The 16,908-nt window shown below is 65.3% G+C and carries 16 protein-coding genes; 14 read left to right on the forward strand and 2 right to left on the reverse strand.

Annotation, left to right across the window (positions count from 1 at the left end; genetic code table 11):
- Nucleotides 1–85: 85 nt before the first annotated feature.
- The gene (locus U5A56_RS01540; RefSeq protein ID WP_059466951.1) at nucleotides 86–952 is read right to left on the reverse strand and encodes a hydroxymethylpyrimidine/phosphomethylpyrimidine kinase; all 867 of its coding nucleotides are present in this window, start codon (nucleotides 950–952) and stop codon (nucleotides 86–88) included.
- Nucleotides 953–1,206: 254 nt separating this feature from the next.
- On the opposite strand from U5A56_RS01540, the gene U5A56_RS01545 reads away from it, so the two are divergent.
- From U5A56_RS01545 to U5A56_RS01580, 8 genes are all read left to right on the forward strand, one after another.
- Nucleotides 1,207–1,377, forward strand: coding sequence for a rubredoxin (locus U5A56_RS01545; RefSeq protein WP_004186709.1), 171 nt, complete (start codon nucleotides 1,207–1,209; stop codon nucleotides 1,375–1,377).
- Nucleotides 1,378–1,481: 104 nt separating this feature from the next.
- Nucleotides 1,482–2,783 carry a hypothetical protein gene (locus tag U5A56_RS01550; protein WP_321920775.1) on the forward strand — a complete coding sequence of 434 codons (1,302 nt, stop codon included), beginning with the start codon at nucleotides 1,482–1,484 and terminating at the stop codon, nucleotides 2,781–2,783.
- 182 nt (nucleotides 2,784–2,965) lie between these two features.
- On the forward strand, nucleotides 2,966–3,544 hold the full coding sequence (locus U5A56_RS01555) for a YqgE/AlgH family protein (protein ID WP_044846295.1): 579 nt from the start codon (nucleotides 2,966–2,968) through the stop codon (nucleotides 3,542–3,544).
- Complete coding sequence (ruvX, locus tag U5A56_RS01560; protein WP_124488742.1) at nucleotides 3,541–3,990, forward strand: Holliday junction resolvase RuvX; 450 nt, start codon at nucleotides 3,541–3,543, stop codon at nucleotides 3,988–3,990. Before U5A56_RS01555 ends, ruvX begins: the two co-directional genes overlap by 4 nt.
- Entirely contained in the window at nucleotides 3,977–4,492 is a 516-nt protein-coding gene (gene pyrR, locus U5A56_RS01565) for a bifunctional pyr operon transcriptional regulator/uracil phosphoribosyltransferase PyrR (RefSeq protein ID WP_321920776.1), read from the forward strand. Before ruvX ends, pyrR begins: the two co-directional genes overlap by 14 nt.
- A gap of 74 nt (nucleotides 4,493–4,566) precedes the next feature.
- A complete protein-coding gene (locus U5A56_RS01570; protein ID WP_044846292.1) occupies nucleotides 4,567–5,598 on the forward strand; it encodes an aspartate carbamoyltransferase catalytic subunit in 1,032 nt (343 codons plus the stop codon).
- A gap of 52 nt (nucleotides 5,599–5,650) precedes the next feature.
- On the forward strand, nucleotides 5,651–6,937 hold the full coding sequence (locus tag U5A56_RS01575) for a dihydroorotase (protein WP_321920777.1): 1,287 nt from the start codon (nucleotides 5,651–5,653) through the stop codon (nucleotides 6,935–6,937).
- A gap of 19 nt (nucleotides 6,938–6,956) precedes the next feature.
- The gene (locus U5A56_RS01580) at nucleotides 6,957–7,814 is read left to right on the forward strand and encodes a lysophospholipid acyltransferase family protein (RefSeq protein ID WP_044846290.1); all 858 of its coding nucleotides are present in this window, start codon (nucleotides 6,957–6,959) and stop codon (nucleotides 7,812–7,814) included.
- Between the two features lie 33 nt (nucleotides 7,815–7,847).
- Here the strand turns inward: U5A56_RS01580 and U5A56_RS01585 are convergent, their stop codons facing one another.
- Nucleotides 7,848–8,687, reverse strand: coding sequence for a symmetrical bis(5'-nucleosyl)-tetraphosphatase (locus U5A56_RS01585; RefSeq protein ID WP_321920778.1), 840 nt, complete (start codon nucleotides 8,685–8,687; stop codon nucleotides 7,848–7,850).
- Nucleotides 8,688–9,029: 342 nt separating this feature from the next.
- Here U5A56_RS01585 and rfbB point away from each other — a divergent pair, with 342 nt between their 5' ends.
- The 6 genes from rfbB (at nucleotide 9,030) to U5A56_RS01615 (ending at nucleotide 16,790) form a co-directional block, all read left to right on the forward strand.
- Entirely contained in the window at nucleotides 9,030–10,091 is a 1,062-nt protein-coding gene (gene rfbB, locus U5A56_RS01590; protein ID WP_321920779.1) for a dTDP-glucose 4,6-dehydratase, read from the forward strand.
- An 11-nt stretch (nucleotides 10,092–10,102) separates the two neighbouring features.
- A complete protein-coding gene (rfbA, locus tag U5A56_RS01595; RefSeq protein ID WP_321920780.1) occupies nucleotides 10,103–10,996 on the forward strand; it encodes a glucose-1-phosphate thymidylyltransferase RfbA in 894 nt (297 codons plus the stop codon).
- Nucleotides 10,981–11,532, forward strand: coding sequence for a dTDP-4-dehydrorhamnose 3,5-epimerase (rfbC, locus tag U5A56_RS01600; protein ID WP_321920781.1), 552 nt, complete (start codon nucleotides 10,981–10,983; stop codon nucleotides 11,530–11,532). Before rfbA ends, rfbC begins: the two co-directional genes overlap by 16 nt.
- A complete protein-coding gene (rfbD, locus tag U5A56_RS01605; protein WP_415749076.1) occupies nucleotides 11,525–12,424 on the forward strand; it encodes a dTDP-4-dehydrorhamnose reductase in 900 nt (299 codons plus the stop codon). Before rfbC ends, rfbD begins: the two co-directional genes overlap by 8 nt.
- Before the next feature lie 173 nt (nucleotides 12,425–12,597).
- The gene (locus tag U5A56_RS01610; RefSeq protein WP_321920783.1) at nucleotides 12,598–13,293 is read left to right on the forward strand and encodes a hypothetical protein; all 696 of its coding nucleotides are present in this window, start codon (nucleotides 12,598–12,600) and stop codon (nucleotides 13,291–13,293) included.
- Nucleotides 13,294–13,379: 86 nt separating this feature from the next.
- The gene (locus U5A56_RS01615; RefSeq protein WP_321920784.1) at nucleotides 13,380–16,790 is read left to right on the forward strand and encodes a glycosyltransferase; all 3,411 of its coding nucleotides are present in this window, start codon (nucleotides 13,380–13,382) and stop codon (nucleotides 16,788–16,790) included.
- Nucleotides 16,791–16,908: the final 118 nt, after the last annotated feature.

Raw genomic sequence — 16,908 nt, forward strand, 5'->3', positions numbered from 1 at the left:
TATGTGCGCGTAAAAAGGGGCGGACATGCCGCCCCGGCGCGAGGGTGAGTCGCGTGCAACGGCGGCGCAGGGCCGCCGTGCGGGTTCAATGCCGGGCGATCCGCGGTGAGCTTTTGCTGCTTTCCGTCACCGGGCGCCCGCCTTCCTCATCGTTGCTGCGGGCCCAGAAGAACCGGTCGGGCAGGTACGCGCCCATGCCGGGCCGGAACGCGTCGCGCACGGCCTGGTACAGGTATTCCTGCGCCTCGCGCACCGCCTCGGGCGGTTCCTGGCCATTCGCGAGCAGTGCCGCGATCGCCGCGCCGAGCGTATCGGTGATGCCCATCAACCGGTGCGGCGAGCGATCCCACATGTCTTCGCGAAGCTGGCCTTCCTCGCCGTACAACGTGTTGACGAGCCGGTGCGAGCCCGTCTCCGACGACAGGATGTACTCGCAGCCCTGCGACAGCAGGTGCGACACGGCCGCGTCGAGATTCGGCGCCTCGGCATCGCCGTCCGGCTGCGCGAGCGCGATCAGCGTCGCGTGGTCGGCGACCAGCAGCGTCGTCTGCGGCGCGAGCAGGTCGGCGATCGATTCGCGCAGGTCGTCGGCGGCGAGCACGTGCTCGTCGTCGAGCGTGAAGTCCGGCGCGAGCACGAGCGGCACGCCGTCGTAGTCGGCGACCACTTCGGCGATCGCGCTCACGACTTCCGCGCGCGTCGCCGCGCCGATCTTGAACGCGGCGACCGGCATGTCCTCGAGCAGCATGCGCGCCTGGGCGGCGACGACATCGGGATCGAGACCGGTCACTTCGTCGCAGGCGGCGGAGTCGCGCACGGTATAGCCCGTCAGGACGGACACGCCGTGGCAGCCCATGCTCGCCAGTGTCATCAGATCGGCTTGGAGGCCGGAGCCGCCGGTGGGATCGGACAGGCCGAAGGTGAGGACGATCGGAGGGGCGTTGCTGGACATGTAAAAATGGGGCAAGAAAAAAACGGGGAAGCGACGGAACTGCGGACGGCGAGGCGAAGTGGGCCTTTGGGCCCTGTGTTGCCCGGCAGGCCGCACTTTCCAGCCATTATGCGGCGGAATCCGGCCCGCACGACGGATTTTTTAGCGCAGCGCAACGTAGTCGCCGTACTCCAGCGCGATTGCTAGGCAGTCCGGCCCCGACACGGTACCATCATGGCTCCCGAATTTACCGACTTTTCCCGACGCGGCTTAAGATGGAATACAAGAGCTGGATGTGCCTGATTTGTGGCTGGATTTATGACGAAGAAGCCGGGCTGCCCGAAGAGGGCATCGCCCCGGGCACGCGCTGGGAAGACGTCCCGATCAACTGGACGTGCCCCGAATGCGGCGCTCGCAAGGAAGACTTCGAGATGGTCCAGATCTGACCGGACCCTTGGCCAACGGACACCCGGCTGCGGCCTCGCGGTTGCCCGGTGCTTGCGCGCCGAGGCCGGCGCGAGCGACTTGACGATGACAGGCGCGCGTGTCCATGACGGCCGATCCGGCGAACGTTCCCCACCCTGACGCATTACCCAACCCGCGCGGCGGGGCCGTGCGCGCGGCCGACGCGTGGCTCGCGGCGGCCGCCGACGCATTCGAGCGTCGCGACGACGCGGCCGCGCCGCTGTCGGCCGCTGCCGCCGTGCTGGCGGAGGCCGGCTGGCTGCCGGCCGCCCGATTCGCGGGGCAACTGGCCGCCGCGGTGCCGCTCGTCGCCGCCGAACCGGCTTGCGCCGCCTGGCGCCTCGCGTTGCGCGATTTCAGCGCGGCGGTCGGGCGCCACAATCTGCGCGAGCTGGCCTGCTCGCCCGTCCTGTTCGACCATTTCCGTGCGCTGCGTGCGCAAAGCTCGGCCGACCTGCACGCGAGCGTGCCGCTCGACGCGCTGGCACTCGTCGGGCGCGCGATGCCGCCGGCGACGCTGCGCGCGCTGCCCGACGCATTCGCGAGCCGCGCGCGGGCCCGTTACGAGCAGGCGCTGCTCGGCGTGCTGCGCGCGCCGCACGGCACGCCGGACGCGGCGCTCGACGAGCTCGACACGACCCTGACCGCCCTGGCCGACGACGCGCCGTATGACTTCTGGCGACTCGCCGCCGCGTGCCTGCGCGCACTGCGCGCGTGCGCTGCGCCCGAACTGAAGCGTTTCCTCGCACGGACCAACCTGCTGCTCGGCGAGCACGCGCAGGGCAGGCGCAGCGCGCCGCCGGCGCTCGTGCGCGAGACGGTTGCGTTGCTGTGGCGCGATTTCGCGCTGTTCGGCGCGGCCGCGGAAGACGTCGCGCTCGTCGACGTGCTGCACGACTATGGGCTGACCGTGGACTGGCACGTCGCCGGCACGCCCGCGTCCGAGGCGCTGTGGGAAGCCGGCGCGGCGCAGGCCGAGCATGAGGCGGTCGCGGCGGCACCCACCCGCATGCTCGGCGTCGTGACCGTCAACGCGCATGCGTATGAGGATTTCCTGCAGACGGCCGACGCGTCGATGGCCGATCTGGCCGTCGATGCGGGTGCGGCCGATGCGGGGGCCGCATGGCGCGCATCCGCGGCCGCCTACCGGGTCGGTACGGCCGCATGCGCGCTCGGGCTCGGTCACGCGGCGCTGCTGGCCGACACGCTCGGGCTCGCGTGGCGCCGTGCCGCACACGGCCTGCCGCTCGCCGACGGCGGGCTCGACGCGCACGGCCGGGCATCCGACCTGCTGCGCGGCGCGCTGCTGAAGATCGCCGCAGGGGTGGCGCCGCCGGACCTGACCGCGGCGTCCGAGGCGCTCGGCGCGGCGCTCGCCCGGACCTGATGCGCAACGGGGCGCGACCGCGGCGGCAGCCCTTGCCACGCGGGCCGGCAACACGCTGCCGACAGCGCCCGCGCGCGTGTTAGAGTGCCATGTGATCCGCGCGTGTCGTTGCCAGCGTCGTGCGGCGTTGCTTGTTGATCGCGGCCCGGTCAGGCCGCGGCGTCTTTGCTAAAATTCAAACCATGTCAAAGCCTTCCGATCGCATCAATCTCACCAACCAGTTCCTGATCGCCATGCCGAACATGGCGGATCCGACGTTTTCGGGAACGGTGGTCTATCTTTGCGATCACAGCGAGCGCGGTGCGCTCGGCCTCGTCATCAATCGTCCGACCGACATCGACCTCGAATCGCTGTTCAGCCGCATCGACCTGAAGCTCGACATCGAGCCGCTGCTGCACATTCCCGTGTACTTCGGCGGCCCGGTCCAGACCGAGCGCGGCTTCGTGCTGCACGAGCCGGTCGAGGGCGCGAACTACAACTCGTCCATGTCGGTCGAGGGCGGGCTCGAGATGACGACGTCGAAGGACGTACTCGAGGCGGTCGCGACGGGCACCGGCCCGAAGCGCTTCCTGCTGACGCTCGGCCACGCCGGCTGGGGCGCCGGGCAGCTCGAGGAAGAAATTTCCCGCAACGGCTGGCTGACGGTCGCCGCCGATCCGCGCATCGTGTTCGACACGCCGGCCGAGGAGCGTTTCGAAGCCGCACTTGGCCTGCTCGGCGTCAGCTCGTCGATGCTGTCCGGCGAAGCAGGGCACGCATGAGCGGCGCGAGCGCGCGCGATGCGACGCTCCTGGCGTTCGATTACGGCGAGAAGCGGATCGGCGTCGCGATCGGCAACGCGCTGACGCGCTCGGCCCGTGCCCTCGTCGTGATTCCCAACCTGAACCGCGAGCACCGCTTCAAGGCGGTCGGCGAACTGCTGGCCGAATGGCGGCCGGACGCGCTCGTCGTCGGCCTGCCGATGCATCCGGACGGCACGCCGCACGACATGACGCAGCAGGCGAAGCGTTTCGGCAACCAGCTGAACGGCCGCTTCGGGCTGCCCGTCACGTGGGTCGACGAACGCTATTCGTCGGTCGAGGCCGAGGCCGGGCTGCGCGAGCGCAACGTGCGCGGGCGCGCACGCGCCGAGATACTCGATGCCGAGGCCGCGCGCGTGATCCTTCAACAGTATCTCGATCAATTGTCCGACCATGAGCACCATTGATGCCGACGCGCTCTACCGCGTCCTGCTCGACCAGATCCGCAACGCGTACGGCACGGCCTTCGCCGAGCCGGGCGGCCCGCGGCTCGCCGGCATTCACAGCGGCGGCGCCTGGCTCGCCGAGCGCCTCGCGCGCGATCTCGGCGCGCCGGAGTTCGGTGTCGTGAACGTCGCGCTGCATCGCGACGACTACGCGAAGAAGGGGCTGCACAGCCAGGCAAGCCCCACGTCGCTGCCGTTCGAGGTCGACGGCGCGCGCATCGTGCTCGTCGACGACGTGCTGTACACCGGCCGCACCGTGCGCGCCGCGCTCAACGAACTGTTCGACTACGGCCGTCCGGCCGCGGTCGAGCTTGCGGTGCTCGCCGATCGCGGCGGCCGCGAACTGCCGGTCGCCGCGCGTTTCGCGGGCGGCACCGTCGATGTGCCGGCCGATGCGACGCTCGTGCTCGCGCGCGACGAAGCCGCGCAGCTCACGCTGCGCATCGAGGCCCACGGCGCCTGAGCGAACCGCGCAACCGTATCCCGGGCCGCCGGTTCGTACCGCGGCCCGTTTGCATAGTTGGAATCACGCACACCATGACCACCGACACCACTGGCCGCACCGGCAATCCCGCCGCGGCCGCGAGCCCCGAGCGGTTCCGCTACGGTTTCCTGAAGGGCAACCCGCAGCTCACGAAAAACGGCGAGTTGAAACACCTGCTGTCGATCGAGGGCCTGCCGCGCTCGATCGTCAACCACATCCTCGACACGGCCGAGCAGTTCGTCAGCGTGACGGACCGCGAGGTGAAGAAGGTGCCGCTCCTGCGCGGCAAGTCGGTGTTCAACCTGTTCTTCGAGAACTCGACGCGCACGCGCACGACCTTCGAGATCGCCGCGACGCGTCTGTCGGCCGACGTGCTGAACCTGAACATCAACGCGTCGTCGACGAGCAAGGGCGAGTCGCTGCTCGACACGATCAACAACCTGTCGGCGATGCATGCCGACCTGTTCGTCGTGCGCCATGCGTCGAGCGGCGCGCCGTACCTGATCGCCGAGCACTGCGCGCCGCACGTGCACGTGATCAACGCGGGCGATGGCCGGCACGCGCACCCGACGCAGGGCCTGCTCGACATGTACACGATCCGTCACTACAAGCGCGACTTCACGAAGCTGCGCGTGGCGATCGTCGGCGACATCCTGCATTCGCGCGTCGCGCGCTCGGACATCCACGCGCTCACCACGCTCGGCGTGCCGGAAGTGCGCGCGATCGGCCCGCGCACGCTGCTGCCGGGCGGCCTCGAGCAGATGGGCGTGAAGGTGTTCCACAACCTCGACGAAGGCCTGAAGGGCGTCGACGTGATCATCATGCTGCGCCTGCAGAACGAGCGGATGAGCGGCGCGCTGCTGCCGTCCGCGCAGGAATATTTCAAGACCTGGGGCCTGACGCCCGAGCGCCTCGCGCTCGCCGCGCCCGACGCGATCGTGATGCACCCGGGCCCGATGAACCGCGGCGTCGAGATCGACTCGCAGGTCGCCGACGGCCCGCAGTCGGTGATCCTCAACCAGGTCACGTTCGGCATCGCCGTGCGGATGGCGGTGATGGGCATCGTCGCCGGCAACAGCGACTGAGCCCGCTTTCGCGCATCCTTATTCACGCAATCAACGCATTTACAGACAGCGCATGAAGATTCATATCAAAGGCGGCACGCTGATCGACCCGGTCGCCGGCACCGAGCGGCAGGCCGACGTATTCGTCGCGGACGGCAAGATCGCCGCGCTCGCGGCAGCAGGTGCGGCACCGGCCGGTTTCGACGCGGACAAGACGATCGACGCGTCGGGCCAGATCGTCGCGCCCGGTCTCGTCGACCTGTGCGCGCGGCTGCGCGAGCCCGGCTACGAGCACAAGGCGACGCTCGCGTCCGAGATGGCCGCGGCCGTCGCGGGCGGCGTGACGACCCTCGTGTGCCCGCCGGACACCGACCCCGTGCTCGACGAGCCGGGCCTCGTCGAGATGCTCAAGTTCCGTGCCCGCAACTTGCACCAGGCGAACGTCCATCCGCTCGGCGCGCTCACCGTCGGCCTCAAGGGCGAAGTGATCACCGAGATGGTCGCGCTGACCGAATCGGGCTGCGTCGGCTTCACGCATGCGAACGTGCCGGTGCGCGACACGCAGGTGCTGCTGCGCGCGCTGCAATACGCGAGCACCTACGGTTACACGACGTGGCTGCGTCCGCTCGATGCGTTCATCGGCCGCGGCGGCGTCGCCGCGAGCGGCGCGCTCGCGTCGCGGCTCGGGCTGTCCGGCGTGCCGGTCGCGGCCGAGACGATCGCGCTGCACACGATCTTCGAACTGATGCGCGTGACGGGCGCGCGCGTGCACCTCGCCCGCCTGTCGTCGGCGGCCGGCCTTGCGCTCGTGCGTGAAGCGAAGGCCGAGGGGCTGCCCGTGACGTGCGACGTCGGCGTGAACCACCTGCACCTGATCGACGTCGACATCGGCTACTTCGATTCGCAGTTCCGGCTGGACCCGCCACTGCGCGGCGAGCGCGATCGCGAAGCGATCCGCGCGGCGCTCGCCGACGGCACGATCGATGCGATCTGCTCCGATCACACGCCGGTCGACGACGACGAGAAGTTGCTGCCGTTCGCCGAAGCGACGCCGGGCGCGACGGGGCTCGAACTGCTGCTGTCGCTCACCGTGAAGTGGGCCGATGAAACGAACACGCCGCTCGCGCAGGCGCTGCGCCGCATCACGGCGGCGCCGGCCGACGTGCTGCAGTTGCCGGCGGGCCGCCTGGCCGAAGGCGGCGCGGCCGACCTGTGCGTGTTCGATCCACGCGCGCACTGGCGCGTCGAGCCGCGCGTGCTGAAGAGCCAGGGCCACAACTCGCCGTTCCTCGGCTACGAACTGCCGGCCTGCGTGCGTGCGACGCTCGTGGCGGGGCAGGTCGCGTTCGAGCGTCACTGAACCCAGCCGGATCTTCGCCATGACCGCTCTTCGCAAGCTGCGTCTCGTCTTTCACCTGCTGCGCGGCATGGCGATCGTCGCGCTGCGCTTTTCGCATGTCACGCCCGCGCGCCGCGCCGAAATGACGCGCCGCTGGTCGCTCAAGATGCTGCGGATCTGCGGGATGCGCCTCGTCGTCCACAACGACGGCGCGCGGCTCGACGCGAGCGCGCTCGTGGTCGGCAATCACGTGTCGTGGCTCGACATCTACGCGATCAACGCATGGCGGCCGACGCCGTTCGTGTCGAAGGCCGAGGTGCGGCAGTGGCCGGTCGTCGGCTGGCTCGCCGAGAAGCTCGATACCGTGTTCCTGCAGCGCGAGAAGCGTACCGAGGCGATGCGGATCATGCACGAGATGGCCGAGCGCCTGCGCGGCGGCGGGCTGATGTGCGTGTTTCCGGAAGGCACCACGTCGGACGGGCAGGGGCTGCTGCCATTCCATGCGAACCTGTTCCAGGCTGCGGTGTCGGCCGGCTGCGCGGTGCAGCCGGTCTGCCTGATGTACGAGGACGCGCAGCGGCGGCAGTCGGTCGCGCCGGCCTATACGGGCGAACTGTCGCTCGGGACGTCGCTCGACATGGTGTTGCGCGGCGGCCCGCTCGTCGCGCATCTCTACGTGTGCGAGCCGATCGCGCCGGGCGGTGATCGGCGCACGACGTCGGCGGCGGCCCGCGATGCGATCGCCGCCGCGCTGGCGACGTTGCAGGAGAAGGTCGGCAAGCCGTCGGCCGAGTCGCTCGCGGAGCTGCAGAAGCATGCGTATCCGGCGACCGAGCTCGGTGGCGGTGCGGCGGGTGAGGCGGCGGCCGAGGAGCCGGTGCCGGGGCGGGAGGGGTGATGCTTCATTCCGCCCGCGCGCCGCGCGTGCGGGTCATTCGCCGCCCGGCGTGCGGCACGCCTCGCACTGCACCTGCGTGACCGTACGCTGCGCCGGATCGGCCGTCAGTCGCACGGCCGACAATTGATTTCCCCATACGCACCCCGAATCGAGCGCGACGACGTTGTCGCGCAGCATCAGGCCGAGCGCGGCCCAGTGCCCGAACACGACCGTTACGTTTTCGGTGCGGCGCGCCGGTACGTCGAACCACGGCAGGTAGCCCGGTGGCGCGCTGTCGGGGCCGCCGTTCGTCTTGAACTCCATCGCGCCATCGGGCGTGCAGAACCGCAAGCGCGTGAACGCGTTGAACGCGACACGCATCCGGTCGCGTTTTTTCAGGTTCGGATTCCATTGATTCGGTTCGTTGCCGTACAGGCCTTGAAGCGTGTCACGCCAGTCGGGGGCGCGCAGTGCGCGCTGGAGTTCGTCCGCGAGTTCGAGCGCGAGCGATGTGTCCCATTGCGGCAGTACGCCCGCGTGCACGAGCAGCATGTCGTTTTCGAAGTGCGCGAACGGGCGGTGGCGGACCCAGTCCAGCAGTGCGTCGGCGTCGGGGGCGTCGAGGATTTCGCCGATCGTGTCGCCCGGGCGTTCGGTGCGGATGCCGGCTGACACCGCGAGCAGATGGAGGTCGTGGTTGCCGAGCACGACGGTCGCGCGCGGGCCGAGGTCGACCAGCGCGCGCAGCGCGGCAAGGGAGTCGGGGCCGCGGTTGACGATGTCGCCGGCGATCCAGAGCGGGGTGTCGGCGGGGGCTGAAAGCTTTTCGGATAGCGACTGGAAAGCTGAATGACAGCCTTGGATGTCGCCGATGGCGATGGGGGTGGGCGGCATGAGAGGCAGTTGTTACAGGTCTTGACACTGGATGGGAAAAGGCGCGCTGCGGAAGCGCGCTCATGCACGATATTGTGCCAGTTTAACGTATTGATTTAGAACATAATTTCGTGCGTTCTGCCGATGCGGACCACTGTTTCAAGTTGTTAGCAGCGTGGCTTTTGCAGAGGCTTGCTTCCTATAATTGCCGCTTCCTCGACAAAATTAGCATTTCATGACTTTGACGGTCACGGTGAGAAGTTAGAATTCCCGCCTTGAGCGACGCGTACGTTGATGCCGTCGCAGTTCGAAATGACGGCGGCTCGTACTTGAGGCCTGCCGCGTATGACTAGAGGGAGCCTCATGATCCTGGTGACGGGGGGCGCGGGTTTTATCGGCGCCAATTTTGTACTCGACTGGCTGCGTCAATCCGACGAGGCCGTGCTCAATGTCGACAAGTTGACCTACGCCGGCAACCGTCGCACGCTGCAGTCGCTGGACGGGAACCCGAAACACGTGTTCGTACGGGCCGATATTTGCGACCGAGCGGCACTCGATGCGCTGTTTGCGCAACACAAGCCTCGCGCAGTGCTGCATTTCGCCGCGGAAAGCCACGTCGATCGCTCGATTCACGGGCCGGCGGATTTCGTTCAGACCAATGTGGTGGGCACGTTCACGCTGCTCGAAGCCGCACGGACCTACTGGAGCGGCCTGGGCGAAGCGGACAAATTGGCCTTTCGTTTTCTGCACGTATCGACGGATGAAGTGTTCGGCTCGTTGTCGGCGACTGATCCGCAGTTCTCGGAAACCACGCCGTATGCGCCGAATAGCCCGTATTCGGCGACCAAGGCCGGCTCCGATCATCTCGTGCGCGCCTATCATCATACGTACGACCTGCCCACGCTCACCACGAACTGCTCGAACAACTACGGCCCATACCAGTTCCCCGAGAAACTCATTCCACTGATGATTGCCAATGCGCTCGCCGGCAAGCCGCTGCCCGTCTACGGCGACGGGCAGAACGTGCGCGACTGGCTGTACGTCGGCGACCACTGCAGCGCGATTCGTGAAGTGCTCGCGCGCGGCGTGCCCGGCGAGACGTACAACGTCGGCGGCTGGAACGAGAAGAAGAACCTCGAGGTCGTGCATACGCTGTGCGATTTGCTCGATCAGGCGCGTCCGAAGGCAACCGGTTCGTACCGTGATCAGATCACCTACGTGACGGACCGTCCCGGCCACGATCGTCGTTACGCGATCGATGCGCGCAAGCTCGAGCGCGAACTCGGCTGGAAGCCCGCCGAGACGTTCGAGACCGGTCTCGCGAAGACGGTGCGCTGGTATCTCGACAACCAGGTGTGGGTCGACGAGGTGGCCTCGGGCGAATACCTCAAGTGGGTTGAAACCAACTACGCGGAACGCGCTTGAGGAGTCGAACGATGGCACGCAAGGGCATCATTCTCGCCGGCGGTTCCGGCACACGGCTCTACCCGATCACGCATGCGGTCTCGAAGCAGCTGCTTCCGGTCTACGACAAGCCGATGATCTATTACCCGCTGTCGACGCTGATGGTAGCGGGCATCCGTGACGTCCTGATCATCTCGACGCCGCAGGACACCCCGCGTTTCGAAGCCATGCTCGGCGACGGCAGCCAGTGGGGGATGAACATCCAGTATGCAGTGCAGCCGTCACCGGACGGTCTTGCGCAGGCGTTCATCATCGGCCGGGATTTCGTCGGTAACGATCCTTCGGCGCTCATCCTCGGCGACAACATCTTTTACGGGCACGATCTCGCGAAGCAACTCGAGCGGGCATATGCGGCCGAGGCCGGGGCTACGGTGTTTGCCTACCACGTGCACGATCCCGAGCGTTATGGCGTCGTCGAATTCGATCAGGACTTCCGTGCCGTATCGATCGAAGAGAAGCCGGCCAGGCCGCGTTCGCACTACGCCGTGACCGGTCTCTACTTCTACGACAACCGCGTGTGCGACATCGCCGCCGACATCAAGCCGTCGGCACGCGGGGAACTGGAAATTACCGACATCAACTCGCGATATCTCGCGGACGGTGCGCTGAATGTCGAGATCATGGGGCGCGGTTACGCATGGCTCGACACGGGCACCCACGATTCGCTGATCGAAGCGGCAAGCTTCATCGCGACATTGCAGAAGCGGCAGGGACTGGTCGTTGCATGCCCTGAAGAGATTGCGTATCGCAGGCACTGGATCGACGCGGAGCAGGTGCTGAAGCTGGCGCAACCGCTGTCGAAGAACGCTTACGGGCAGTACCTCAGGAACCTTCTCACGAATCAGGTCGCATGGCTATCCAGGTAACGGCAACGGCGCTGCCCGAAGTCAAGGTCATCGAGCCGAAGGTGTTCGGCGACGCGCGAGGGTATTTCTACGAGAGCTTCAATGCGCGCGAATTCGCGGAGCAGATCGGGCCAGGCATCGAATTCGTTCAAGACAATCATTCGCGTTCGACGAAGGGCGTGTTGCGCGGGCTGCACTATCAGATCGAGCACGCGCAAGGAAAGCTCGTGCGTGTTGTGGAAGGTGAGGTATTCGATGTCGCGGTCGATATCCGTCGCAGTTCGTCGAACTTCGGCAAGTGGGTTGGCGTGATGCTGTCGGCGGACAACCATCGCCAGCTTTGGGTGCCGCCCGGCTTCGCGCACGGCTTCGTTGTGCTATCGGCGGCAGCGCAGTTCCTTTATAAGACGACCGATTACTGGTTCGCCGAGCACGAGCGCTGCATTGTATGGAACGATGCGGAGATCGGCATCGAGTGGCCCATCGATGGCGAGCCGCTACTGGCAGCGAAAGATGCGGCGGGCAAACGTCTGAGCGAGGCCGAAGTCTATGCGTGAGGGCCACATGCGTGCTGCCCCGACAGTTCTCGTGACGGGTGTCAACGGGCAAGTGGGATTCGAACTGTTGCGTACGCTGCAGGGGCTCGGCCGTGTGGTGGCGTGCGACCGGACGATGCTCGATTTGTCGGATCTGGATCAGGTGCGGGCCGTCATACGTGACCTGAAGCCGGCGGTCATCGTGAATCCTGCGGCTTATACCGCCGTGGACCAGGCCGAAACGGCCATCGATGCCGCCCGGCGCCTGAATACCGATGTGCCGCGCGTGCTTGCGGAGGAGGCGTTGCGGCTCAACGCGTTGCTCGTTCATTACTCGACCGACTATGTGTTCGACGGTACGAAGGACGGCGTCTATGTCGAAACGGACGAGACCAATCCGCAGAATGTGTATGGCCTGACCAAGCTTGACGGCGAGCGGGCCATTGCAGCGACGGGTTGCGATCACTTGATATTGCGCACGAGCTGGGTCTACGGGCGTCGAGGCAAGAACTTCCTGCTCACGATGCTCAAGCTTGCTGCCGAGCGATCCGAGCTGCGGGTTGTGGTCGATCAACTCGGGGCGCCGACCTGGTCGAATTCGATTGCCGCTGCGACCGCACATATTCTGGCGCAGTGCCTGGCACCGAATGCTGGTAACGTTCGGGCGCCACAATCGGGTGTCTATCATCTTGCTGCCGGCGGGGAGACATCATGGCATGGCTTTGCGCAGGAAATTTTCCGACTGGCGCTGGGCGACAAGGCGCCGCGAGTGTTGCCGATCGCCGCGAGCGAATACCCGACGCCGGCGCGGCGCCCCGCAAACTCGCGCATGTCCGGAGCGAAACTGGCCGATACGTTCGGCATACGGATGCCGGCATGGAATGAGGCGCTCAGACTATGTCTGGATTCCTGAATGGACGATGATCTGGTTGCGGTTGGGCAAAGCGACCGTTGCGATAAACTGATCGGCTCCGTGTGCGTTGCCCTGTCGGTCCGCCGGCGAGTGCGCCGCAATTGCGTGCGGATGTCTCGAGGTCGGATGCGTCGGCATTGTGGATGGGAGACAATGCCCGGCGAATCGATTCAATGAATGGTGCTGTAGCGATGGACTCAACGTCACAAAATTTTGCTTCCGGCGAGCCTGCTCAGTCGGCCGATGCTCTCGCGGTGCTGCAGACTCGCATAGAGGAACTCGAGGCCGAGCTTGTCCAAGCGCGGGCGCAGGCTCGTGAGGCAACGATGCGTGCGCGGCGGAACAGTTATCAGGCATCCGCCGCGCAGGCGCATGCAGATGCGGCAGAGCGTCAACTGAGTTCGGTTCTGTCCAGTTCGTCCTGGCGCATCACCGCTCCGGTTCGCGTTGTGGCGCACGTCGCGAAATCTGCAATCCGGTTCGCGCGTGATCCATCGTGGTCGGCATTGAAGCGGCGCAGTATCTCGCTTCTTCGCGAAGCTGCGCGCCGGAGCGCATTGGCGCGGGCGGTGGTGTTTTGGGTGCGCGATCGCCATCCGCAACTTTGGGCGCGACTTGCGCCGCTGGCGGCTCCTCGCTTCGCAGGGGCGCAGTCCATCTCGGTTACACGCTGGAAGGAAGGGAGCGTGTCTCGCCGGAACTACGCTGAACTGGTTGCCGCACGCGCGCCGCAATGTGATCGAGCCACCATCGATGGTTTTCTCGACGCAAGCATGAGAGGCGTCGACTCCCGAAAGCTTGCCGGACGCCTTGCCGAAATCTGTGCCGCTACCATGCCGGGCCGCGATGGCGGAACGGCTGCGCCTTGACGGCGACGAAATCAGGTAGCACCTCTTACATCATGCACAACGGAGTAACACGCGCAGTGGGTTCATCAAACACCGTATCGGGAATCATGGCCGACATCGAGGGGAAGTCCCTCCCTGCGCAGTCACGGCGAACGGGCGCCATCCATCAGTTTCATTCCGGAAGTGCGGTTGCGGATGCCGTGACCAACAGTATGTTCATGATCCAGGCGCTGCTGCGCGAGCTGGGTTTCGAATCCGATATCTTTGCCGAACACGTTGCGCCGGAACTGACGGGCAGCATCCGCTATTTCAGGGAGTACGCCGAGTCCAAAGAAGACGTGATGCTGTTGCATCATTCGATGGGACATGATCAGGATGAGTGGGTCATGAATCTGCCGTGCACGACGATTCTGATCTATCACAACATTACGCCCGAATCGTTTTTCGACGAGCGTTCCCCTTTCAGACATTATTCGGCCAAGGGCCGTGCCCAACTCGACGCGTTTCGTGAGCACTTCGCGGCAGCAATCGCGGTGTCCGATCTCAATGCGCGAGAGCTGACCGAACGCGGCTACGAAAAGGTTACGACGATTCCGCTCCTGATCGATGCGGCAAAGATTCGCTCGGCAGAATGGAACGATGTGCTCGTTCAGGAGCAGTCACAGGTGATGACGGTCTTGTTCGTCGGCCGCATCTCGCCGAACAAGGCGCATCGGGATCTCGTCGAAGCAGCGGCCCAACTGCGGGCAATGATGCCCCGGCCGTTCCAGTTCGTGTTTGTCGGGGGGTACGGAGAAGAGGAGCCTTACTATCTCGAACTGCGGCAACTGATCGACGAGCTCGAGTTGGGCGAGATCGTTCGGTTTGCGGGGAAGGTGCCTGATGCGGATCTCTATGGCTGGTACCGGGCGGCAAGCGCGTTTCTGTGTCTCAGCGATCATGAGGGGTTTGGCGTTCCGCTAATCGAGGCGATGACTTTCGATGTGCCGGTGATCGCATATGCGAGTAGCAATATCGAGTCGACGCTTGGCGGCGCCGGGCTGCTCATTCACGACAAGCACCCGCAAGCCGTCGCCGCGCTTTTGCGCGCCGTATCCGAAGACCGCGCGCTGCGTCGCGCGATAGTTGTCGAGCAGCGCAAGCGGGTTCGACAATTTGAACGTCCCGCGCTGCTGGAGCAGTTGCAGCAGTTCCTGCGTCAGCACGGTATCGAGATTCCGCAGCCGATCGACACGTGCACTCGTACTGATCGGGAGCGTCCACCACACTATCAAGTCGAGGGGCCGTTCGAGACGTCATACAGTCTTGCGCTGACCAATCGCGAACTGGCTTTCGCACTGGACCGTGCAAATCCGGGTGAAGTCGGTTTGTTTGCGACTGAGGGGCCGGGCGACTATGCGCCTGACGTTCGAAAAATCAGCGCGATCCGCGGGCTTCCCGAGCTCGCGGCGCGTGGCAGCAAGCGCAGTGGTGCGGACGTCGTGGTCCGCGACCTCTATCCGCCGCGCGTTCACGACATGGACGGACTGTACAATTTCCTGCATTTCGCATGGGAAGAGTCGGAACTGCCTGCTGCCTGGGTCGGTGCATTCAACGAGCATCTCGATGGAGTGGCCGCGATATCGACGTTCGTCGCAAAGGTCATGCGAGACAATGGCTATGCGGGGCTGATTGCTTCTGTCGGCAACGGCGTCGATCATGTCACCCGAGCCGAGCGGCTCGAATATCGCGGCCCGCTCGGAAAGGGCTTTCGTTTTCTGCACATATCATCCTGCTTTCCGCGCAAAAGTGTCGACGTGTTGCTCGACGCGTTCGCGAAGGCCTTCACCACGCGCGACGATGTATCGCTGACTATCAAGACGTTTCCCAATCCTCACAATAAGGTTTCTGCCCAGATCCAGGCTTTGCGCCGGCGCTACCCCGACTGTCCGGAGATTGTCCTCGTCGAGGAAGACCTGAACGCTGGCGAGATCGTGGACCTTTACCAACGGTGCCACGCATTCGTGGCGCCGTCTCGCGGGGAGGGTTTTGGGTTGCCCATGGGCGAGGCGATGTGGTTCGGTCTACCCGTTATCACCACGGCGTTTGGTGGCCAGGCCGACTTCTGTACGGCCGAGACCGCGTGGCTTGTCGACTTTACGTTCGAGCGCGCCAAGACGCACCTTGGGTTGTTCGACTCCGTCTGGGCGGAACCCAACGTCGACAGTCTTGTCGCTCAACTGAAAGCGGTGCGTGAAGCGACGGCTGAAACACGTGCCGAAAAGGCGGAGCGCGGTCGTGCATTGCTCGAGTCGCGTTTCACGTGGGACCGTTGTGCCGAGCGACTGATGGCGCTGGAAGCGTCGGTCCGGCGTCTGGAGCCTGGGTCCGCTCGGCGAATGCGGCTCGCATGGATTTCGTCGTGGAACACGAAATGCGGAATCGCGACCTATTCATCATTCCTGGTCGGTGGTCTCGATCCGGCATGGTTCGATGTCAGGATTCTCGCCTCGCGCGATCCTGCCGTCGTCATCGAGGACGGTCCGGAAGTGACACGCTGCTGGACGGATCAGCGTGGCCGCATCGACGACTTGCTGGCAGAGCTCGATCGATGCCGCCCGGACGCGATCATGTTGCAGCACAACTTTGGCTTCTTCAGCATGCCTTCGACGTCCCGAATCGTCGAGTATGCGAACGCACACGACATTCCGATCGTGATTACCTTTCACTCGACGAAGGATGTCGATGCGCCGGACTATCAGGCATCGCTGTCTGAGATCGCTGACACGCTGCGTGGTGCCGACCGCTTGCTCGTGCATAGTGTCGACGACCTGAATCGGCTGCGGATATTGGGCCTCGTTGATAACGCGGCGCTGTTTCCGCATGGTGTGCATGCACGCGAGTCGTCCGACCGGCTTGCGTGCCGGACAGCGCTGAACATTCCCGCCGATGCTCCGGTAATTGCGACGTATGGGTTCCTGCTTCCGCACAAAGGCTTGGAGGAGATCATCGAAGCGTTCTCGATGGTGTCAAAAGAGCTGCCGCAGGCGCGTTTGTTAATGGTCAACGCGCTGTATCCGGTGCGCGATTCGGAGTTGACGGCGGAACGATGCAGCAATCTGATCAAGACGTTCAATCTCGAAGACCGTGTGCAGATGATTACCGATTTCCTGCCCGATCGCGAGAGCTTCGCGTATCTGGATGCGGCCGACCTTGTCGTGTTTGCATATCAGGATACGGCCGAATCGGCGAGCGGTGCCGTGCGGTACGGACTGGCTGCCAATCGGCCGGTTGCCTGCACACCGATACCGATCTTTGACGATCTCGGCGACCTCGTACATCGGTTCTCGGGCACTGATGCGCGCGCGATTTCCGCTGATCTGGCTACGCTGCTCGGCGATTCCGCGCTGCTGCGAAGCAAGGCCGGTGCTCAGGCGGCGTGGATCCAAGCCAGGTCGTGGGACGAGATGTCGGCGCGGCTCGGCGGGATTGTCCGCGGGCTCGTCGCCGAGCGGTCGTCTGTCAGCCGAGGTGGCTGATAAAATGACGGGTTTGCCAAGCGGCAGCTGGGCAAGGGACGCGTGTCACCGCTGTTGATCGCCATCTCCGTCGGCGCTGTGCAAAAGGGCTAAAAGGCGCCTGAGTTCGTCGCGCAAC

Source organism: Burkholderia sp. BCC1998, assembly GCF_905339875.1.
In the GTDB taxonomy this organism is placed as follows: domain Bacteria; phylum Pseudomonadota; class Gammaproteobacteria; order Burkholderiales; family Burkholderiaceae; genus Burkholderia.